Annotated in this window: 23 protein-coding genes and 1 riboswitch; of the genes, 10 read left to right on the forward strand and 13 right to left on the reverse strand. The window is 38.2% G+C overall.

The window, feature by feature from the left end:
* From uppS to rimO, 4 genes are all read right to left on the reverse strand, one after another.
* Positions 1-750: a polyprenyl diphosphate synthase gene (gene uppS / locus M5121_RS06945; RefSeq protein WP_249570730.1), complete on the reverse strand. Its 750-nt coding sequence runs from the start codon at positions 748-750 to the stop codon at positions 1-3.
* A gap of 5 nt (positions 751-755) precedes the next feature.
* Positions 756-1,310 carry a ribosome recycling factor gene (gene frr / locus M5121_RS06950; protein ID WP_249570731.1) on the reverse strand — a complete coding sequence of 185 codons (555 nt, stop codon included), beginning with the start codon at positions 1,308-1,310 and terminating at the stop codon, positions 756-758.
* Between the two features lie 77 nt (positions 1,311-1,387).
* On the reverse strand, positions 1,388-2,116 hold the full coding sequence (pyrH, locus tag M5121_RS06955; RefSeq protein WP_004662027.1) for a UMP kinase: 729 nt from the start codon (positions 2,114-2,116) through the stop codon (positions 1,388-1,390).
* A gap of 51 nt (positions 2,117-2,167) precedes the next feature.
* Positions 2,168-3,511: a 30S ribosomal protein S12 methylthiotransferase RimO gene (gene rimO / locus M5121_RS06960; RefSeq protein ID WP_004915625.1), complete on the reverse strand. Its 1,344-nt coding sequence runs from the start codon at positions 3,509-3,511 to the stop codon at positions 2,168-2,170.
* A 328-nt stretch (positions 3,512-3,839) separates the two neighbouring features.
* On the opposite strand from rimO, the gene glnL reads away from it, so the two are divergent.
* From glnL to M5121_RS06985, 5 genes are all read left to right on the forward strand, one after another.
* Positions 3,840-4,949 carry a nitrogen regulation protein NR(II) gene (gene glnL / locus M5121_RS06965; protein ID WP_249570732.1) on the forward strand — a complete coding sequence of 370 codons (1,110 nt, stop codon included), beginning with the start codon at positions 3,840-3,842 and terminating at the stop codon, positions 4,947-4,949.
* On the forward strand, positions 4,936-6,423 hold the full coding sequence (gene glnG, locus M5121_RS06970; protein ID WP_249570733.1) for a nitrogen regulation protein NR(I): 1,488 nt from the start codon (positions 4,936-4,938) through the stop codon (positions 6,421-6,423). Before glnL ends, glnG begins: the two co-directional genes overlap by 14 nt.
* Before the next feature lie 147 nt (positions 6,424-6,570).
* Positions 6,571-7,230 carry a TetR/AcrR family transcriptional regulator gene (locus M5121_RS06975; RefSeq protein ID WP_249570734.1) on the forward strand — a complete coding sequence of 220 codons (660 nt, stop codon included), beginning with the start codon at positions 6,571-6,573 and terminating at the stop codon, positions 7,228-7,230.
* Positions 7,231-7,591: 361 nt separating this feature from the next.
* Positions 7,592-8,512, forward strand: coding sequence for an ornithine carbamoyltransferase (argF, locus tag M5121_RS06980; protein WP_004662017.1), 921 nt, complete (start codon positions 7,592-7,594; stop codon positions 8,510-8,512).
* 151 nt (positions 8,513-8,663) lie between these two features.
* On the forward strand, positions 8,664-9,188 hold the full coding sequence (locus M5121_RS06985; RefSeq protein WP_249570735.1) for a protein tyrosine phosphatase family protein: 525 nt from the start codon (positions 8,664-8,666) through the stop codon (positions 9,186-9,188).
* Here the strand turns inward: M5121_RS06985 and ispF are convergent.
* Entirely contained in the window at positions 9,176-9,667 is a 492-nt protein-coding gene (gene ispF / locus M5121_RS06990) for a 2-C-methyl-D-erythritol 2,4-cyclodiphosphate synthase (RefSeq protein ID WP_087536143.1), read from the reverse strand. The two genes, M5121_RS06985 and ispF, sit on opposite strands and share 13 nt — an antisense overlap.
* Before the next feature lie 98 nt (positions 9,668-9,765).
* Between ispF and M5121_RS06995 the strand changes: the two genes are divergently transcribed.
* Complete coding sequence (locus M5121_RS06995) at positions 9,766-10,413, forward strand: A1S_1983 family putative colistin resistance protein (RefSeq protein WP_249570736.1); 648 nt, start codon at positions 9,766-9,768, stop codon at positions 10,411-10,413.
* Between the two features lie 47 nt (positions 10,414-10,460).
* On the opposite strand, the gene M5121_RS07000 is transcribed toward M5121_RS06995, so the two are convergent.
* From M5121_RS07000 to galE, 4 genes are all read right to left on the reverse strand, one after another.
* Positions 10,461-11,705 carry a D-amino acid dehydrogenase gene (locus tag M5121_RS07000; RefSeq protein ID WP_249570737.1) on the reverse strand — a complete coding sequence of 415 codons (1,245 nt, stop codon included), beginning with the start codon at positions 11,703-11,705 and terminating at the stop codon, positions 10,461-10,463.
* A 180-nt stretch (positions 11,706-11,885) separates the two neighbouring features.
* Positions 11,886-11,975: riboswitch (glycine riboswitch) on the reverse strand.
* Positions 11,976-12,111: 136 nt separating this feature from the next.
* Entirely contained in the window at positions 12,112-12,603 is a 492-nt protein-coding gene (locus M5121_RS07005) for a hypothetical protein (RefSeq protein ID WP_034602831.1), read from the reverse strand.
* Between the two features lie 116 nt (positions 12,604-12,719).
* A complete protein-coding gene (gene fumC / locus M5121_RS07010) occupies positions 12,720-14,114 on the reverse strand; it encodes a class II fumarate hydratase (protein WP_249570738.1) in 1,395 nt (464 codons plus the stop codon).
* A gap of 152 nt (positions 14,115-14,266) precedes the next feature.
* Positions 14,267-15,274: a UDP-glucose 4-epimerase GalE gene (gene galE, locus M5121_RS07015; protein ID WP_249570739.1), complete on the reverse strand. Its 1,008-nt coding sequence runs from the start codon at positions 15,272-15,274 to the stop codon at positions 14,267-14,269.
* A gap of 63 nt (positions 15,275-15,337) precedes the next feature.
* Between galE and tusD the strand changes: the two genes are divergently transcribed.
* The 4 genes from tusD to M5121_RS07035 are packed head-to-tail and all read left to right on the forward strand — an operon-like array spanning position 15,338 to position 16,735.
* A complete protein-coding gene (tusD, locus tag M5121_RS07020; RefSeq protein ID WP_005160335.1) occupies positions 15,338-15,706 on the forward strand; it encodes a sulfurtransferase complex subunit TusD in 369 nt (122 codons plus the stop codon).
* 43 nt (positions 15,707-15,749) lie between these two features.
* A complete protein-coding gene (locus tag M5121_RS07025) occupies positions 15,750-16,100 on the forward strand; it encodes a hypothetical protein (protein ID WP_249570740.1) in 351 nt (116 codons plus the stop codon).
* A gap of 11 nt (positions 16,101-16,111) precedes the next feature.
* Positions 16,112-16,396 carry a hypothetical protein gene (locus tag M5121_RS07030; RefSeq protein ID WP_005160343.1) on the forward strand — a complete coding sequence of 95 codons (285 nt, stop codon included), beginning with the start codon at positions 16,112-16,114 and terminating at the stop codon, positions 16,394-16,396.
* A gap of 27 nt (positions 16,397-16,423) precedes the next feature.
* Positions 16,424-16,735, forward strand: coding sequence for a TusE/DsrC/DsvC family sulfur relay protein (locus M5121_RS07035; protein WP_005216019.1), 312 nt, complete (start codon positions 16,424-16,426; stop codon positions 16,733-16,735).
* A gap of 18 nt (positions 16,736-16,753) precedes the next feature.
* Here M5121_RS07035 and M5121_RS07040 read toward each other — a convergent pair whose 3' ends face one another.
* The 4 genes from M5121_RS07040 to M5121_RS07055 form a co-directional block, all read right to left on the reverse strand.
* Positions 16,754-17,236 (reverse strand): winged helix-turn-helix transcriptional regulator, encoded by a 483-nt coding sequence (locus M5121_RS07040; protein WP_249570741.1) that lies wholly within the window; start codon positions 17,234-17,236, stop codon positions 16,754-16,756.
* A gap of 179 nt (positions 17,237-17,415) precedes the next feature.
* Complete coding sequence (locus tag M5121_RS07045) at positions 17,416-18,642, reverse strand: molybdopterin molybdotransferase MoeA (protein ID WP_249570742.1); 1,227 nt, start codon at positions 18,640-18,642, stop codon at positions 17,416-17,418.
* On the reverse strand, positions 18,642-19,565 hold the full coding sequence (moaCB, locus tag M5121_RS07050; protein ID WP_004661994.1) for a bifunctional molybdenum cofactor biosynthesis protein MoaC/MoaB: 924 nt from the start codon (positions 19,563-19,565) through the stop codon (positions 18,642-18,644). Before moaCB ends, M5121_RS07045 begins: the two co-directional genes overlap by 1 nt.
* A gap of 17 nt (positions 19,566-19,582) precedes the next feature.
* A complete protein-coding gene (locus tag M5121_RS07055; protein ID WP_249570743.1) occupies positions 19,583-20,104 on the reverse strand; it encodes a molybdenum cofactor biosynthesis protein MoaE in 522 nt (173 codons plus the stop codon).

The raw sequence follows: 20,104 nt of genomic DNA on the forward strand, positions 1-20,104 counted from the left end.
TTAATTCTCTATTTTCGCTTGTTGAATCTGTTCAGATGTTTTACCAAAACGTCTTTCTCGCCCTGAAAATACATCAAAAGCGTGGTCTAATTCTTTTACTGTAAACTCAGGCCATAATGTATCTGTAAAATACAATTCTGCATATGCCGCTTGCCAAAGTAAGAAGTTAGATAAACGATAATCTCCACCTGTACGTATTAATAAATCTACGGCAGGTAAGTCATTTAGACTGACATATTTATCGAATAAATCAACATTTATCTGATCTACTTGAACTTTTCCATCTACAACATCTTGAGCGATACACTTGGCTGCATGCGCCATATCCCACATTCCGCCATAACTGATTGCAATCGTTAGAGTCATAGAATTGAAAGATGCCGTTTTTTGTTCTGCATATAACATTAAATCTTTTAATTCATTTGATAATTTAGAACGATCACCAATGAAACGTAATGCTATATTGAATTTTTCCATTCGAGGTAGTTGTTCATGAATTGTGTCTTCTAACAATTTCATTAGCAAATCAACTTCGAACTGAGGTCTATTCCAATTTTCACTTGAAAATGCAAAAACAGTTAAAGCTTGAACACCCACTCTTTTACAATGTTCAACGATCGGATCAAGGACATTCTTACCTTCACGATGCCCATCACCTTTTTGCAATTTATTTTTTTTTGCAAAACGATTGTTGCCATCCATAATGATGGCAACATGTTTTGGAAGAAACGGTTCTTCTTGTAAGGTCATAAAAATTAGACCTTTATTAATTCTGCTTCTTTTGCAGCTAGACGTTTATCTACTTCTGCAACATATTTATCTGTGATCTTTTGAATATCTTCACCAGCACGGCGTTCATCATCTTCAGAAATTTCTTTTTCCTTCAATAATGCTTTGATATCACCTAAAACATCACGACGAATGTTTCGAATAGCAACTTTTGCATTTTCAGCTTCATTACGAGCAACTTTTTGCATGTCACGACGAGTTTCTTCAGTCAACGCAGGTAAAGGCACACGAATTGAATCAGCTGTAATTGGGTTTAAACCCAAATCACTTTCACGAATTGCTTTATCAATTGCAGAAACCATTGTACGTTCAAATGGCTGAACAATAAGCGTACGAGAATCTTCAACACCTACGTTAGCAACTTGATTCAAAGGAACGTCAGAACCATAGTAAGGAACCATCACACCATTTAAAATTGATGGGTGAGCACGTCCAGTACGAACTTTAGCAAAACCTTGTTCTAAAGAATCAAGTGTTTTCTGCATGCGCTGTTCGCTATCTTTTTTGAGATCGTTAATCATATGATCTTCCTTACTTATTCATTAGGTATTACAAAATATTTAAACATTAGTATAAAGAGCTTTCGGTCTCACGTACATTAGTTCGTAACGTGAGTACCCTCTTTTTCGCCCATTACTACAGAAAGCAATGCACCAGATTTGTTCATATCAAAAACTTGCAATGGAACATTATGGTCACGACACAAGCAAATCGCAGTTAAGTCCATTACACCAAGTTTTTCATCAAGTACTTGATCAAAAGTTAAGTTATCGTACTTCACAGCATCGTCATATTTGCTTGGATCTTTGTTATAGACACCGTCAACTTTCGTCGCTTTCAAAATAAGGTTTGCCTCAATCTCGATACCACGCAAACAAGCCGCTGTATCAGTTGTAAAGAACGGATTTCCCGTTCCTGCTACAAACACACAAACTTCACCTTGGCTTAAATGACGAATCGCATCACGACTTGAATAAGATTCAACAACTGTTCCGATCGGAAGAGCAGACATTAAACGTGTTTTAATGTTGCGACGCACTAATGCATCACGCATTGCCAAACCATTCATAACTGTAGCCAGCATCCCCATTTGGTCACCAGTTACACGCCCAACCAAACCGTCTTTTTGTAACTGACTCCCGCGATATAAGTTACCGCCACCAACTACAATTCCGACTTGTACTCCCAAACCAACCAAGTGAGCAATCGAAAGCGACATTTGATCAAGGACTTGGGCATCAATACCCATATCTTTATTACCCGCTAAAGCTTCACCAGAAAGCTTTAGCAAAATACGTGCATAACGTGGATTTTTAGAAGCTGACATACTTTTACTCCAAACCGACCAATCTCATAAATTCTTTTATCGCATTTAATATTAAGCAGACTTAATCTGAATTAACTTTGCAAATAAATCATATTCATCCGCATCAGTAATTTCGACTTCAAGCAGATCACCTGCTTTAATCACACTTTTATCAATATCTTCTACAAAAACATTACCGTCAATTTCAGGTGCATCCGCGTAAGAACGCGCCACCGCTACTGGAAATTCATCTTCCAAGCTGTCTACAAGCACAGTCATCTTTTGACCGATACGCTTTTGTAGTTTTGCAGCAGAAATTTCCTGTTGGACTTCCATAAAACGTTCATAACGTTCTTGCTTAATTTCTTCAGGTACGTGATCAGGAAGATCATTTGCCGTTGCACCCTCTACAGGTGAATAAGTAAAGCAACCTACGCGATCCAACTGGGCTTCTTTTAACCAATCAAGTAATATTTGGAAGTCTTCTTCTGTTTCGCCAGGGAAACCAACCACGAAGGTAGAACGAATCACCAATTCAGGGCATTTTTCACGCCACAACTTCAAACGCTCTAACGTATTTTCACTATGAGCTGGTCGCTTCATCAATTTTAAGATGCGCGGACTGGCATGCTGAAAAGGAATATCTAAATATGGCAGGATTTTCCCTTGAGCCATTAGATCGATTACTGCATCAACATGTGGATATGGGTAGACATAATGTAGGCGTACCCAAATACCAAGTTGCCCTAACGCTTCGCACATGTCGTAAAACTTGGTTTTAACAGGCTGACCATTCCAAAAATCTAATTTGTATTTTGTGTCCACACCATAAGCTGAAGTATCTTGAGAAATCACGAGAACTTCTTTGACACCAGCGCGCTTTAATGCTGCTGCTTCATCTAATACACTGCCTACTGGACGAGATACTAGATCACCTCGCATACTTGGAATAATGCAGAATGTACAACGGTGATTACACCCTTCTGATATTTTTAAATAAGCGTAGTGTTTAGGTGTCAAACGCACACCTTGTTCAGGGACTAAATCAATAAAAGGATTGTGTTTTGGCGGTGCAGGTACATACTCATGTACTGCTTCCATTACATCCTGATATGCTGCTGCACCTGTTACTTTAAGTACATTTGGGTGCATTTGGCGAATTTTGTCTTCGTCTTTACCTAAACAACCTGTTACGATAACTCGACCGTTTTCGCTCATGGCTTCGCCAATCGCGTCTAAAGACTCTTGTACTGCAGATTCAATAAAACCACAGGTGTTAACAACAACCAAATCTGCACCGTCGTAATCTGATGCAACTTGATAACCTTCAGTCTTTAACTGAGTTAAAATTCGTTCAGAATCTACCAATGCCTTAGGACAACCTAAAGATACAAAACCGACTTTGGGGGTCTTCATGAATCTGCGCTCCACTTGAATCGGCGTATTGTATGACTTTTCTTTGCTGCCGCATAGCTACAAAGCCATCTCTTTGTGTAATGCACCAAAATACAACCAAAATTTTAAACAAACCCTAACAACGCACCATTTTAAAGCATGATAAAATATTGAAATAACTCAATCTATGTGAAAAATACAGCATAAACTCATTATTTATGAATTAAGTTATTGAAAATTAGCTAATACAAAGTTGGCTTGCATTTTGCATTAAATACATTTCAGAAGTTAATGGCTATTCATCTATATTGATATTTATTGCGCCATTTTAAAACAGGACGATTCACAAATGGATCAACACACCACTATCGACTATCGACTTTTAGTAGATAATCTGACGACTGCCATCTTATTGGTCGATAGTAAACTTAATATTTTTTATTTAAATTCGGCTTGTGAAGCATTATTCGATGTTAGTTTACTTCGCGCATCAGGTCAGCCTGTGCTCAATCTACTTCATGCACATGACGATTCATTTAATACTTACGAAGCCTTGCTTAATACTTTAAACAGTGGTCAGCATTACACCCGACGTGAAGCGGTAATTAATGTCAACTTCAAACCGATTCATGTTGACTATACCGTTTCCCAATTAAATTCAGGTAAAAGCTATCACCCATTATTATTAATCGAACTCAACCCTATCGATCGAATGCTTAAAATTTCGAAAGAGGAAAATTTAGTGCAGCAACATCAAGTTGCTCGTCAACTTGTTCGTGGTGTTGCTCATGAAATTAAGAATCCATTGGCAGGCATTCGTGGAGCAACACAATTACTTGCACGAAGCTTAAGTGATGATAGTTATCGAGAATTTACAGATATCATTATTAATGAAGTTGATCGATTAACCAATCTTGCTGATACCATGTTAGGTTCGCGCCAATTACCAAGTTATGAACATGTTAATGTCCATGAGCCATTAGAAAGAGTTAGATCATTAATCGCGAACCAGACCAAGAAAAAAATTAAGATCACTCGTGATTATGACTTATCTCTGCCAGATGTTATGGCCGACCGAGATCAACTTATTCAAGTCATGCTGAATATCAGTGTAAATGCTGTGCAAGCGATGACTGAAAATAAAGATTTTTTTGTCGATTCTGAACCAGAGCTTACCCTTCGCACTCGTATCCAACGCCTCGTCACCATCAATGGTGTTTTAAACCGTTCAACGGTAAGAGTAGATATTGAGGACAATGGACCAGGTGTACCAGAAAGTATTTTAGAATCAGTATTTTACCCTTTAGTCACTGGGCGAGCAAAAGGTACAGGTTTAGGCCTAAGTATCGCGCAAAATATTATGCATCAACATAACGGAATGATTGAATGTCAATCCATTCCTGGAAAAACCATATTTAGCTTATATCTACCTTGGGAGTCAGACCGTGTCACGAAATAAAATTTGGGTAATTGATGACGATCGTGCCATGCGTTGGGTACTAGAAAAAACATTCAAAGAAGAAGGTTTTGACGTTACCAATTTTGAAGAAGCACAAACAGCGCTTGAACGTTTACACGATGAAGCTCCTGATGTCATTCTAACTGATATCAGGATGCCAGGAATTGATGGTTTAACTTTCTTATCTAAAGTTAAAAACACACATCCAGATCTACCTGTCATTATCATGACTGCACATTCTGATTTAGAATCTGCCGTCTCAAGTTACCAAACTGGTGCATTTGAGTATTTACCAAAACCATTTGATATCGATGAAGCTTTAGCATTAGTGAATCGTGCTATTTTACATATCAATAAATTGCAACAACAAGAAGCAACCAAAGCAACGACACCTTTACAATCAACCGAAATTATTGGTGAATCACCTGCAATGCAGGAGGTATTTCGTGCCATTGGACGTCTATCTCAATCCCATATCACGGTTCTTATAAATGGTGAATCAGGTACAGGTAAAGAACTTGTCGCACATGCATTACACAAGCATTCGCCGCGTCGTGCGAAACCATTTATTGCACTCAATATGGCTGCCATTCCAAAAGACTTAATCGAAACTGAGTTATTTGGGCATGAAAAAGGTGCATTTACAGGTGCAAATACTCAGCATCAAGGTCGCTTTGAGCAAGCCAACGGCGGTACATTATTTCTTGATGAAATTGGTGATATGCCTTTTGAAACACAAACACGCTTACTCCGTGTGCTTGCAGATGGTGAGTTCTACCGTGTTGGTGGACATATTCCAGTAAAAGTTGATGTCCGAATTGTAGCCGCAACCCACCAAGACTTAGAGAAGTTAGTGAATGAAGGTCGTTTCCGTGAGGACTTGTACCATCGCCTTAATGTGATTCGCATTCATATTCCGAAACTTGCTCATCGTAGTGAAGATATTCCTATGCTTGCGCAACATTTCTTGGCGCGTGCAGGTAAAGAATTAGGTGTTAGTCCTAAAATCTTACGTACAGAAACAACTGACTATATGCAGCAACTCCCTTGGCCAGGTAACGTTCGTCAATTAGAAAATACTTGTCGTTGGTTAACAGTCATGATTACTGGACGTGAAGTCTATCCAGAAGATCTACCTGCTGAGCTAAAACAAGTTGCTATACAGAAGTCGACGAATGATGCATCAGTTACAAGCCCAGCTTTAGTTGAAAGAATTGCTGTACATCATTGGGATGAGCTACTAGCTCAATGGGCGATTCAAAAGTTAAAAAATGGTGAAATGAAAATTTTAGATATCGCAACACCAATGTTTGAGCGCACTTTGATTAATGCAGCCCTACAACAAACACGTGGTCGCAAACGCCATGCAGCAGAGCTTTTAGGTTGGGGCCGTAACACGCTGACTCGTAAACTTAAAGAGCTTGGCATGGATTCACCAGACGATGATGAAGACGATGAAGTGCGTTCAGCATAAATCATAAACAGTCCATCAAAGCGAGTAATGATCACATTACTCGCTTTTTTACATTGAGATGTTTAGATACATGATCTAATGTCATAGCCATACAAAACATATGGTTTTTGCTATAATAAAATATTGCCTCAACACTCATTGAATATAATGACTGATATTTGTTACCCAAGTTGCGAACAACCTCAAACTCGTCGTGGTCAAGAACGTCGCCTTGCATTATTACTATGTGCAACCGATTTATTTCTTGAAAAAGGTTATGATGCGGTTTCCTTGGATGATATTGTCAATCATGCAGGTGGCTCAAAAGCTTCTATTTATAAATATTTTGGCAACAAAGAAGGTCTCTTTACTGCGATTTGTGATTATCGTCGTGAAGTGTTTTTTAAAGGTGTTTGTTTTCCATACACTTCAGAACAAAATAATTTAAGAACATACCTTGTACAAACATTACAACGCTTTTATCAACATATTATTCAACCTGAAAATATTGCCTTTATGCGCATGTTCACAGAACAAACTCAAAAAGATATACTATTAGCGCAATATTTTTATGACCAATGTGCTTTAAATATACAGAATACGATTGCATTTGCTTTAGGTCAGGCACACGACCTCAATGAAATATACTGCTCTACCCCTCATTTCTCTGCCATGATGTATTTCGGAATTTTACGTGATGTGGAATGGCGACTTTTAATGGGTTTAGAAGTTTCAGCAAATGACGCTGAAATAACTGATTATATTAATTATTCCGTTGATTTATTCTTAAAAGCTCATCAAAATCTAGAGCCTGTTGCCACTTTATAAATGAGTTGCGTTGTAGGCTAAAAATTCATCAGACAAGGCATGAAATGCAGGCAATGGCTATTCCCTTGCCAAGTTTCATAACGAGGTATGAGGGATTTTTAGCCACAACCCTTTGGGACAGGGACATTTTTTGCCGCTACTGCGTTATGTTTCTCTCATTTAGATCACTAAATTTCGCAAAACATGCCTTGTATCGTCTAAAAAACGTCCTCTGTCGCAACCATAGATAAAATGGCAACAGGCCCTTAATTCTTTTGCATTTTTTTTGGGGTGTAGTATAGTAGTCAATTCCTTTTTTATCACCACCCATTAAATAACAATTAATTATTGTTTTTATTCAATAATTATTGTGGGAGTAACTATGGCGCTTCGGCATTTCCTGACTTTACGAGACCTTTCAACTTTAGAGTTGCAACGTATTTTAGACCGTGCTCAAGAATTGAAACGCATGCAACATGCAAATACGGTTTTTCAACCATTTGTAGGTAAAGTCTTAGGAATGATTTTTGAGAAATCGAGTACACGTACACGTATTTCTTTTGAAGCCGGTATTTGCCAATTTGGTGGTAATGCAATTTTCCTTTCTCCACGAGATACTCAATTAGGTCGTGGTGAGCCAATTGAGGATTCAGCACGTGTCATTTCAAGCATGCTTGATATCGTGATGATTCGTACTTTTGGCCATGATATTGTTGAACGTTTTGCTTCTTATTCGAAAGTTCCTGTCATTAATGGATTAACGGATGACCACCATCCATGTCAATTACTTGCTGACTTGCAAACCTTTCAAGAACACCGTGGAAGCATTAAAGGTAAAACCGTTGCTTGGATTGGCGATGGCAATAATATGTGTAATTCATACATTGAAGCAGCACATATGATGGGTTTTAAACTCAAAATTGCTGCACCTGAAGGTTATGAACCAAAACCTGAGTTTTTGACTGAATTTGCCGATTGTGTAGAAGTGTTCAATAAAGCTGAGGATGCTGCGGTTAATGCTGACTTGATCGTAACTGATGTATGGGCAAGCATGGGGCAAGAAGAAGAACAAAAGCTTCGTGAAAAAGCATTTGCTGATTTCCAAGTGAATGAAAAATTAATGGATCTGGCTCATCCAGATTGTTTATTTATGCATTGCTTACCCGCACACCGTGGCGAAGAAATTTCTGAGCACATGCTGGATCATAAAAATGCTGTTGTTTGGGATGAAGCAGAGAATCGCTTACATGCTCAAAAAGCATTAATGGAATTCTTATTAAATGAGAATTTGAAGAAAGACTAAATAGCTAAAGAAAACAGCATCATCATGATGCTGTTTTTATTTTTGCGATCTAAATTGAACACTTAAATAAAAACACTTATAGTAGAAAAATCTTTTATTAGAAGAAGTTTCTCCTCTTGGTTGAAACTTTGATAACTACAAAGCGAACATTATGACTTCACTCGAACAAGCACTTTCTGAAATTCCTAGTTTTTCTTTGGTGCACGAGCATTTATTTAGTTCTGCTCAGCCAAGCGCTGAACAATTACAGCAAATTAAAGAATATGGCTGTAGTACAGTAATCAATCTTGCGACGAGCAAATCAGAAAATCATTTAGCTAAACAAGACCAAATCTGCTTGGATTTAGGCTTAAACTACATTCATATTCCTATTGATTGGGATCTTCCTTGTGCAGAACAATGCTTATTCGTTTTAGATTTAATTGCTCATCTCGTTCAAAATGAAATTGTTTGGCTGCATTGTGCCAAAAACATGCGTGTAAGTAGTTTGATGTATTTATATCGTCAATTTTATATGGATATGGATATGCCAACAGCTCAAGCATTACTTCACGAAATTTGGGAACCGAATGAGACTTGGACAGGTTTAATTCATAGTATTACTTTACAACTGCAAGGTCGTAAAGCAACACAGGAATTACAGCAGTCATTGATCAATGCTGATCATTTTGCTTGATGTGAAATTAAGACAGTTGCTGTTGCTAAAATACCTTCTTGGCGACCTGTAAATCCTAGTTGTTCCGTTGTCGTTGCTTTGATACTAATTTGAGTGATATCGACTTCAAGTACATCAGCAATACTTTGGCGCATTTCTAAATTATGTTTGGCAAGTTTTGGCCGTTCGCAGGCCACGGTAATGTCAGCATTGTTGAGATGATAACCACGATCCAGAATCAACTGATACACATGCTTAAGCAATACACGACTATCTGCACCCTTATATTCTGGGTCAGTGTCAGGAAAATGTTGTCCAATATCGCCTAAAGCCAATGCACCCAACAATGCATCACACAGCGCATGCAGCACCACGTCACCATCAGAATGGGCTTTTAAACCATGCGTATGCGGAATTTTAATCCCAGCTAAAGTAACGAAATTGCCTTCTTCAAAAGCATGTACATCAATTCCTTGTCCAATACGAATTTGAGCAACCATATGATTTTCCTTTTACAATATACTGAACAAATCTTGTATTCAGGCTTTCTATTTCGCTATAGTACAGTGAGCAAATTAGGCTGAACATATAAGTGATTATGCTGCTGAACACCTTAATAAATCAATTAAAGAAATCTGGTTATATCATCACATTGAGTTGTTTTTGCTCATCATTTGTATTTGCCGCATCAATTAATTGTACAACACAGAATGCTGAGCAAAAAAAAATTTGTTCTAAGCAATATCAAGACCAACGAACTAAGCTGAATAATAAGTTTTTAACCGCTTATCTTGTGACTGATGCTCCAATTCAACTACTACATGACACACAAAAACTTTGGCTTAATCAAATCCAACAATGCAAATCTAAAAATTGTTATCAGCAACAATTTGATGTTCGTTTAGATGATTTAAACTTTTATACTTCAATGAATCAGACGCTTACACAACACTATTTAAAATTTGAACATGGTGATTTAGCCAAACAACCTGTTCACATTCAGATTCATCAACTGGATAAAGATAAGTTAAAAATCGAAGGAATTGCTTATCGTAATCCCAATAATCGTGTGGAGACTCAAACTTTATCTTTACTTGCCTACACGCCCCCCGAACAAAAGAATCTCATTATTGATAATGAAAAAAAATGCCAGTACCAATTTGACTTTCAAAAAGCCTTATTAATTATAAAAAGTGGGCAAAAAGATTGTGAACGTTTTACAGGAATTTATCGTTTGTATGATTAATTAGTAAAAGTGATATAAGCCGATGTTTTCACATCGGCTTTTTATATTTAGCTTGGGAATTTTTGTGCAATTTCCTCGCTAATCAATACCGCTGTTGCGGCAGATAAAGTCCAGCCTAAATGCCCATGCCCAGTATTGTAAAATACTCGCGCATGTTTCCCCTGTTTCACCACAGGCAACATATTTGGCATCATCGGACGTAAGCCCGCCCATGGTACAGCGTGCTCAGTTGAAATATCAAAATTTTGGTTAACCCAATTAATTAAAGGTTGGATTCGATCTGTTCGAATATCCCGATTGTAACCATTAAACTCCGCTGTACCAGCTACACGGAAACGATCCACGCCTAATCTTGAGGTTACAATCTTTGCACTTTCATCTAGCAAGCTGACCCAAGGCGCATTTTTTACACTTCGCTCATCTTTAAGCTGAACTGTAATTGAATATCCTTTTACGGGATAGACATTGACAGTATCACCAAGCATATCGGCTAATTGGTAACTTCCAACGCCACCGCACACAACGATTAAGTCTGCTTCCATTATGGTCTGCTCATCTGCTTTTGAGTTCATATTCTCAGAACTCTTTTTACAGCTAACAATCACTTTATCTTGCAAACATTTAACATCAACAACATCCAAACCAAAGCGATATTTCACGCCATACACTTGCGTTCTTTCCGCCAAACCAACAGAGTACTTATGAATATCACCTGTTGCATCGCCTGCTGTGTAATATCCACCATAATAATCACCAGTTAAATTTGGCTCAATTGCCTTCATTTCTTCAGGTGTAATTGCATGACGTTCAAGTTTACCTTCCACTAAAACATCATTCACTTTTTTTGCGACATCAAAGTCTTCTTTGCTGTGGTACATATGCAAAATACCACGCTTTTCTAAATCAAAAGCAATATTCTCTTTTTCTGCAATTTCAAATAATCGTTGTCTTGCTAACAACGCCAAACGAACTGTTTCAATTGTATTTACTTTATAGTCCTTGATGTGAGTCAAAAACTCGACTAGCCAGCGATACTTATGCACACTAAAAGACGGATTGAGCAATAAAGGTGCATCTTTCTTACTCATCCATTTAATGCCTTTCAACACCGTTGCCTTCTGATTCCAGACCTCAGCGTTACAAGCAGACAACTGCCCACCATTGGCAAATGAAGTTTCCATGGCTGGAAATAAATGACGATCAATCACTGTGACTTCATAACCCAATTTAATTAATTCATAAGCAGACGTTACACCCGTAATCCCCGCACCAATAACAACAACATGTGGCATAGCAAACTCCTTGAAATGCATAACATTTCATAATGCTTAGCCCCATCTGTCATGGTACCTGAGAGTTTTGGCAGATGATTACCAATTAATCATGAAGCCTTCCCCTTCGGTGAGTGTTAATCGTAGAAGAAAAATTATCGCATGTTTCTACAAGTTGAGCACTGCTCTCCAGATTGTATTTCTATTATTACAGTCCTTCTGCCTGAGAGTTTCCGGGGTCGTTGCTCCTTCGGCGAGTTCATTGAAGAACTTCTCTCCCGCAATAATATTTATATCCATATAAGCAATATATATGCCGTTTAAAAATACAGACACTAAATTCTTGTAATTGTTTGTAGATTAAGATTTAAGCAATTTAAAATAAATCGAAGTATAAAAAAGCAGACTCGAAGTCTGCTTTTGAAAATTAAAATTTACATTGCAAAACTTGATCTGAAAACTGCCCTTTCCAGAGTTCTCGTAATGTTGGTAAATAGAATTTTTCACCAATCATCACTAATTCAGCATCAATCAGTGCATGAATCTCATGCATCAACACATAATCCAATGCAATCAAGGAAAGCTGTGCGTGTTTCTGAGAAATCTGCTTACGTTTAACCTGCGCTTTTTTGACTAACGCGTTGGCAAAATTTTTATCTTTATAAGCGGTAATAGCACTTAAACGCAATTCAATAATGCCCCAACCTTCCAATAATTTCTTAAATACTTCGAAATCTTTAGACGTTGCTTCCCATGTGACATTTTCCAAATTATTGTCTTCTGGTAATACTGGTAACAATAAATCAGCAGTGCTCGGAAAAATTTTCTTTAAATTCAACAGAAACTTAACAGGATTTTCATTTGGAAGATCAGAAAACTGGATATTGGTTTTGGTATCTGTCAAATAAATATTGAGCATAATGAAGCAACAATCAGGTAAATCAAAAGCATATTGTACGCAGATCGATTTATAAAAACTACTCATAAAAAAATCCCCCTAGGTTAAAGAAGGATTTTTTAAACTACCAATACGATTTACCTACTATTCGGAGAAACCATATTTTCAGGTCTAACCACTTCATCAAATTGCTCAGCAGTCACTAAACCGAGTTCAACCGCAACTTGCTTTAAGGTTTTGTTTTCCTTATAAGCTGTTTTGGCAACTTTGGCAGAATTTTCGTAGCCAATCACTGGATTGAGTGCTGTGACTAACATTAAAGAGTTATGCAAGAAATAATCAATTTTCTCACGATTTGGTTCAATACCTACCGCACAATGATCATTAAAACTATTACAAGCATCGCCTAATAACTGAATTGATTGCAACAAGTTATAAGCAATCACAGGCATAAATACATTCAACTCAAAGTTACCAGAAGCACCCGCCACATTGATGGTAGTGTCATTGCCCAACACTTGAGCCACCACCATGGTCATGGCTTCACTTTGGGTCGGATTCACCTTGCCTGGCATAATACTTGAACCAGGTTCGTTCTCAGGAATACTGATTTCACCAAAACCACAACGTGGGCCACTTGCCAACCAGCGAATGTCATTGGCAATTTTATTTAAGCTCACCGCCAAAGTTTTTAATGCACCAGAAGCAAATACTGCCGCATCACGTCCTGCTAAAGCCTCGAACTTATTCGGTGCAGTGACGAACGGTAAACCTGTTAACTCGGCTAACTCCTCTGCAGCTTTCACCGCATAATCTGGATGTGCGTTTAAGCCAGTACCTACCGCCGTTCCCCCTAAAGGCAACTCATAAAGACCTGCAAGTGCTTGCTGCAAACGTTTTAGACCATGCTCTAGTTGCGAAACATAACCACTGAACTCTTGTCCCAAGGTTAAAGGAGTCGCATCTTGCAAATGGGTACGACCAATTTTGACAATATCATCAAATTCTTTGGATTTAAGCTCTAAAGTCGCTTTTAACTTTTCCACTGCAGGAATGAGTAATTCATTGATTTGAATACTTGCAGCCACATGGATTGCAGTTGGGAAAGAATCATTGGTTGATTGTGCACGATTGACATGATCATTTGGATGCACTGGTTTTTGTGCACCTAGTACTTGTCCTAATTTCTGATTGGCAATGTTTGCAATCACTTCATTACAATTCATATTACTTTGCGTACCAGAACCTGTTTGCCAAACGACAAGCGGAAATTGTGCGTCCCATTGACCCGCAATCACTTCTTCAGCAGCATCAACGATATATTGACTTAAATCTTCAGGTAGTTGTTTTAACTCAGCATTGGTGATTGCAGCTGCTTTTTTCACCAAACCCATGGCACGAATCATGGCACGCGGTAACCGTTCTTGACCGATTTTAAAGTTCTGTAAACTTCGTTGCGTTTGTGCACCCCATAAGGCGTCATTTGGAACTTCAACTTCACCCATAGTGTCATGTTCAATTCGCATTTGCATAAACAACCTCTGCTTTATTTGGTTAAAATGTTCACGGGCTGAAGCAAACTGATGCTTTTGGCTAGCGAAGACTCAGTTCATATTGATGTATATTCGATAAGTCTTAATTATCCTAAACAAAGCCATTAAAATTGTAAATAAGAATCATTATCTTAATTGCCTGTTAAGGTATTTAGATAAAAACGCCATTCGTCTTCAATCATTTGTGATAGAGAACGTTTAGGAACCCAATTTAATATTTTTTTTGCTTTATCAATATTTGCACCCAATTGCGCTAACTCTTGGTTTTGATATACAGCAGGTTGCACTTGAATTTCGGTCTGAGTGACTCTCGCAACTTCATCAATCAAATTTTGTATAGATGTGAGTTGATGATGTGCAATATTGAATGCTTCCAAACAACTGGTTTGTGTTTTTAACCAATTTAATGCGATCAAAACTGCATCACAAGCATCCAAAACATGTAAAAAGCTTCTTTCAACCGTTCCATCTTCTGTCTGTGCTTGATTCTGCAATTCGATACAATCTCGCTGCATCGCTGCAACTTGTAAAGCTAAAGGCACAATATTTTTAGGGAGTTGAGTTACGTATTCTCCTAAAACTCCATGTTCAAAAGCACCAACAATATTGGATAACCTGAGATTGATAATTTTCCATTCATGATCGACTTTATAAGTATCTGCAATAATATCTTCAACCATTTGCTGAGATCGAATGTATGGATTTGGGTAGCGATAATTAAACTCAGTCTCTTCAACTACACTTGGATTAGATTGTCCATATACGGCCAAACTAGAAAGATTGATTAATTCTCTAACTCCCATCCGCTGCATTGCTCTCAATAAGCTCATAATGCTGCTGACATTATCATTGTAGTATTCCAGTGGCTTTAGAACAGATTCTTCAAGCGATTTAAAACTGGCTGTATGGATAACAGTATGAATTGAATATTGTTCAAATACTTTATTTAAGGCAGGTGTATTTCTCACATCTACTTTAACAAATGGAATATACATTCCTGAGATGTATTCTAAGCGCTCCAAGGTTTGTAAAGTCGAATTGGCTAAATTATCAACAATAACAACTTCTTGCCCACGTGCTAATAAACTCAAAGCAATATGTGAACCGATAAAGCCTAAACCACCTGTCACCAAAATCATTGTATACTTACCTTCTTTTTAATCTGTCCATCATTTTGCTTACGTGACCATAGTGAATGTTCAATGAGTACACTACTGTTAATAACTTCTGCACCTACTTCAATTATGGCTTGGCATGCTTTTGGTTTAGCTCAAGCATTAGGAAATAAGTCCGAAGATTTTCGTGTCTTCTTTTACCAAGATGGTGTTCAGGTTGCGAATGATTTACAGTGGTTTCCTGATGATCAACGCAATCTAAAACAAGAATGGCAAAAGCTTGGCATTCGACTCCCTGTCTGTGTCAGTGCTGCCCTTGCTAGAGGAATCACTGATGCAAGCAATGCCCAACGTCATTCACTTCAACAACACAACTTAGCGCAAGGTTTTGAGCTAGTTGGGCTTGGAGAGCTAGCTGATGCTGTACAAAGCTGTTCTCGTTTAATTCAATTTTAGTTTAAGTTCATTAATAGAGTGTTGCTTTTAAAAGGTAAATTGTGTGAAATCTGTACTCGTCATCCTAACGCAATCCAATTTAACTAGTTTGCAGATCAACGAAAGCGTGTCTGCAACTATGGTTTTAGCAACCTTTGGTATTTCTGTCAAAGTTTTATTAAAAGATGGTGCACTGAGCTTATTGAACAATAAATTAGAGTTCGATCAATTCAAACAAGCTTTCAAAGTTGCTGCCAATATGGTGGACAGTTTTGAGTTCTATGATCTAACCCCGATTTTAGTTGAAACTAAAAATCAACACTTGGCGATTGCGCAAGATAGTGATCAAGAAATCGAGTTTGTTGAGATTCAGCCTGAATTTATTCAATCCTTCGATCATATTTTGTATTGGTAGAGCTCAGAAACATGGAAAATTCAACTTTATTTTTGATTCAATCCCCTTACTACAACACAGATAAAATCTGGATTGAGTTAGCTCAAATGGCACATGTGCATGATACGATTGTAGTCATGGGGGATGGGCTTTTACTGCTAACTAAAAAGATCGTAGATCTTTATCCAAATCTTTACTGCTTAAGTAATGAGCAAAACTTACTTGGAGATGAAATCAAATCTGAGGTCAAAATTATAGAATACGCTGAATTCGCTGATTTAGTTCTGCAATTCAAACGCTGTATTTCTTTAAAATAAATTATTTTTAGTTAATTAGGCTATTTCATGCAATTAGAGTTAGATCAAGACGGTCATTTGGTCGATTATACAATTTGGAATACTGAAGTTGCCCAGCAACTTGCTCAATCACTTGATCTAGAACTGACCGCTTGGCATTTCGAAATTCTCCACGCCGTACGTCAATTCTATCAACAATTTGGGCATTCCCCAGCAACTCGTCCACTGATTAAATTTTTGATGAAGACGGTTAGTCCTGAAATCAATAATGCTGAATTACAACAAAGATTTAATACAGGGTTGGTTGCCCGACATTTAAGCCGTTTGGCTGGCGTGCCTAAACCTGCCAATTGTTTATAGATCATTGAAAATGATCTATCAGGCGCTATTTTGTTTTTGTTGCATAAACGCAAAATAACCTGGGCCAGCAGCGACCTTTACCTCTTTAACATCAATGGGTTCATTACATTCTGAACAAACAACCTTTGAGTTAAATTTATGACCACAGGTTTTATGGGTAAATTCAATCGGTTTTCCCAAACCCATGTCCATCCATTTATCGGCCCATTGCACCATAGCCAGAATAATCGGATACAAGTCCAAACCTTTATCGGTAAGTTGATATTCAAAACGTTCTTGACGTTCTACATAAGGCACTTTGGTTAAAATACCATGCTCGACTAAACGCTTAAGACGCTCTGAAAGTACGTGGCGGGTCAGTCCCAAACTACGTTGAAAGTCATCAAAACGACGTATTCCCATGAAAGCGTTACGTAAAATTAGCATTGTCCAACGATCACCGAGTACAGAAAGCGTTCTCGCAACTGAACATGGCTGATCGCCAATTTCTTCCCATTTCATTATTATCACCTGATCATTTTTTAGAACTTTGAAGACATCTCATCGATGCATTGAACCGTCACGTTTAGAAACTAAACACTATAAAATATACACTAAACCACCTGATCAATCAGATGCAATATTGGCACTCAGTTAAATGTCAAAAAAACAGATCATTTCATCTAAATTCATTCGACAACTTAGCTATGAATAAAAACACCTGAAAGTTCTTGTCCAGCATCTAACTGAATATTTGCAGGAATACGCACTAAACAATTGGCCTGCATTAAATTACTCAACATATGTGATTGTTGTTTCGCAAGGCTTTGTAACTTGAGCTGTCCCTGATCAAAATAAGCATGCATTCTTAAAAATCGCTCACGTGCATCAGATTTCAGTCCATGGGTGAGTACCCCACTAAACCATTGCATAGGCTCACGTTGATTTTGCAAAGTATCTAATAAAGCGTTGCCATAAATCTGCATACACACATAAACAGCTGCTGGATTACCCGGTAAACCTAATAAATAGCAATGATGGTCAGGATCTTCATATTTTGCAAAAAATAATGGCTTACCCGGTTTTTGTTTAACTTTCCAAAAGATCTGTTCAAATCCAATCTCAAAAGCACATGGACGAACGAAGTCATAATCCCCCACAGAGACACCACCCGTGGTAATAATGACGTCATATAAAGATTTTAATCGCTCGAAACATGCTGTGACTTGTTCCGCCGCATCTGCAATATGTAGAATCTCGACGTCGATACCATAAGCTTTGAACCAAGCCTTCAATAACGGCCCATTGGCATCAAAAACTTTACCAACGTGTAAATCTTCAGGGTGCTCAGCAACCTCATCACCAGTAATAACCACAGCAACCTTGGGCTGTTGAAATACCTCGACAGTTTGCACACCTGCCATACTTAGAGCAGCAAGTGCACCGATATTGATATTCTGACCAACGTCCGCAAGCAGTTGACCTTGTTTAACTTCTTCACCAGTAAATCGAATATCAGCCTGTGGTTTAAGCTGTTCAATCAGTCGAATTGTCTCCGACTCAACTTTAACAATTTCTTGTCGAGCAACATGTGTGGTGCCTTCAGGAATTTTGCCACCTGTAAAAATACGAATAGCTTGCCCATCAAGCAATTGATATTCGAGTTCACTACCCGCTTTAATCTCACCGATTACATCAAAACAAACATTTTGAAGCTGTGTAAGTGAGCTATTAATCGCATAACCATCTACCGCACTTTGAGAAAAGCTAGGTAGATTGACCTCGGAATAGATTGCTTTAGCGAGATAACGATTCAAACCTTGGGCTAAAGCCAAGACCTCAGTCGTCAATGTTTTGGGCTGAGTTCGAATGAGTTCAAGTGCCTCATCAATACTGATTAAACCCTTTTCAGCACCACATCCTGACATTATTCATATCCCCCCGGATGTGGTAAATCTCGGCAAACATCAAAAATATGAACCAGCGCTGGCAGAATAGCTGCCATTGATTCACTCGCACCACCACGGCTACCTGGCAGCGTTACCACTAAGGAACGATCAATAAAACCTGCTACGCCACGAGACATAGCTGCATATGGTGTGCGTTTTTGACCAAAAGAACGTGCTGCTTCCATCAGACCATCTAATTTACGTTCTAAAAGTGGTTCAAGTGTATCAACCGTAATATCTCGTTTACCAATACCTGTACCACCAACGGTCATGATACATGCATAAGACTTTGTCAATTCTAGTACCAATTCTTTCAATTGATCTGATTCATCTGGCAAAATTTGATAATGAATTGGATCAAAACCTGCTTCGGTTAAAGTCTCAACCACGGACTTGCCAGCGGTATCAGGTTTACGTCCTGCTGCAACAGTATCAGAAAGCACAATCACTGCCGCTGAAACAGGTTGACGCAGAGTCCGTTTAAAATGTGACTTACCTCCTTTTTTCTTAAGCAATTTACATTGGTCTAAACATAATTCATCAGGTTCACAATGCGGCTTCAACATGTCATAAATGGTTAATCCTGCCAAACTCGCAGCAGTCAAGGCTTCCATCTCAACCCCTGTAGGCCCAATGGTTTCTACAGTCGTCAGAATCACAACGTGATCATGTTGTAAATCGTATTCAACATCAGCACGATAAATCGGTAAAGGATGGCAAAGAGGAATCAATTCATCAGTCCGTTTTGCCGCCAAGATTCCTGCAATACGAGCTGTTTTTAAAGCATCGCCTTTTTCAGTATTTCCATCACGCAATAGCTGAATGCAATGCGGTGGGGCGTATAAAATCGCTTGTGCTTCTGCAACACGATAACTTTCGGGTTTCATCCCAACATTTTTCATTTTTACTTCCTAACGCTTTATTCGTGTGTATGCTCATGCGCACAATTTTCATGTTCTTGACGGTGGTGATGCTCATGTTTATGGACATGAGCATCAGTTTCCACCATATCTTTACGAATACAGCAACCTTCTACATATTGACTTGTGCCATCCATAAAGAACTCTTCTTTCCAAATTGGTACTTCGTGTTTTACACGTTCAACGGCTTCTTCACAGGCTTGAAATGCTTCATGGCGGTGAGCAGCATACGCAATTGCAATAATTGCTGTTTCACTGACATCTAAATAACCAATTCGATGCATCACACGCACATAAGAAACCTGATGCTTCTCTTTGATTTGCTGTTCGATTTCACGAATCATCTTTTCAGCAACAGGCGTGTACGAAGTATATTTTAATGCTTTAACTGCTTTACCTTCATGATGATTACGTACAGTTCCAATAAAAATATCAATACCACCACATTCAGGAAATGATTGTATAGGATCAAAACTGTCTAAGCTTAGAGCCTGATCTTGAACTCTTGAAAATTCGCGCAT

Source organism: Acinetobacter sp. ANC5681, from assembly GCF_023488045.1.
Taxonomy (GTDB): domain Bacteria; phylum Pseudomonadota; class Gammaproteobacteria; order Pseudomonadales; family Moraxellaceae; genus Acinetobacter.

What these genes read in the sequence shown, in the direction of transcription:
- uppS (WP_249570730.1), bottom strand. Translation starts at nt 750, where the DNA reads ATGACCTTACAAGAAGAACCGTTTCTTCCAAAACATGTTGCCATCATT.
- frr (WP_249570731.1), bottom strand. Translation starts at nt 1,310, where the DNA reads ATGATTAACGATCTCAAAAAAGATAGCGAACAGCGCATGCAGAAAACA.
- pyrH (WP_004662027.1), bottom strand. Translation starts at nt 2,116, where the DNA reads ATGTCAGCTTCTAAAAATCCACGTTATGCACGTATTTTGCTAAAGCTT.
- rimO (WP_004915625.1), bottom strand. Translation starts at nt 3,511, where the DNA reads ATGAAGACCCCCAAAGTCGGTTTTGTATCTTTAGGTTGTCCTAAGGCA.
- glnL (WP_249570732.1), top strand. Translation starts at nt 3,840, where the DNA reads ATGGATCAACACACCACTATCGACTATCGACTTTTAGTAGATAATCTG.
- M5121_RS06975 (WP_249570734.1), top strand. Translation starts at nt 6,571, where the DNA reads ATGACTGATATTTGTTACCCAAGTTGCGAACAACCTCAAACTCGTCGT.
- argF (WP_004662017.1), top strand. Translation starts at nt 7,592, where the DNA reads ATGGCGCTTCGGCATTTCCTGACTTTACGAGACCTTTCAACTTTAGAG.
- M5121_RS06985 (WP_249570735.1), top strand. Translation starts at nt 8,664, where the DNA reads ATGACTTCACTCGAACAAGCACTTTCTGAAATTCCTAGTTTTTCTTTG.
- ispF (WP_087536143.1), bottom strand. Translation starts at nt 9,667, where the DNA reads ATGGTTGCTCAAATTCGTATTGGACAAGGAATTGATGTACATGCTTTT.
- M5121_RS06995 (WP_249570736.1), top strand. Translation starts at nt 9,766, where the DNA reads ATGCTGCTGAACACCTTAATAAATCAATTAAAGAAATCTGGTTATATC.
- M5121_RS07000 (WP_249570737.1), bottom strand. Translation starts at nt 11,705, where the DNA reads ATGCCACATGTTGTTGTTATTGGTGCGGGGATTACGGGTGTAACGTCT.
- M5121_RS07005 (WP_034602831.1), bottom strand. Translation starts at nt 12,603, where the DNA reads ATGCTCAATATTTATTTGACAGATACCAAAACCAATATCCAGTTTTCT.
- fumC (WP_249570738.1), bottom strand. Translation starts at nt 14,114, where the DNA reads ATGCAAATGCGAATTGAACATGACACTATGGGTGAAGTTGAAGTTCCA.
- galE (WP_249570739.1), bottom strand. Translation starts at nt 15,274, where the DNA reads ATGATTTTGGTGACAGGTGGTTTAGGCTTTATCGGTTCACATATTGCT.
- tusD (WP_005160335.1), top strand. Translation starts at nt 15,338, where the DNA reads ATGAGTACACTACTGTTAATAACTTCTGCACCTACTTCAATTATGGCT.
- M5121_RS07030 (WP_005160343.1), top strand. Translation starts at nt 16,112, where the DNA reads ATGGAAAATTCAACTTTATTTTTGATTCAATCCCCTTACTACAACACA.
- M5121_RS07035 (WP_005216019.1), top strand. Translation starts at nt 16,424, where the DNA reads ATGCAATTAGAGTTAGATCAAGACGGTCATTTGGTCGATTATACAATT.
- M5121_RS07040 (WP_249570741.1), bottom strand. Translation starts at nt 17,236, where the DNA reads ATGAAATGGGAAGAAATTGGCGATCAGCCATGTTCAGTTGCGAGAACG.
- M5121_RS07045 (WP_249570742.1), bottom strand. Translation starts at nt 18,642, where the DNA reads ATGTCAGGATGTGGTGCTGAAAAGGGTTTAATCAGTATTGATGAGGCA.
- moaCB (WP_004661994.1), bottom strand. Translation starts at nt 19,565, where the DNA reads ATGAAAAATGTTGGGATGAAACCCGAAAGTTATCGTGTTGCAGAAGCA.
- M5121_RS07055 (WP_249570743.1), bottom strand. Translation starts at nt 20,104, where the DNA reads ATGCGCGAATTTTCAAGAGTTCAAGATCAGGCTCTAAGCTTAGACAGT.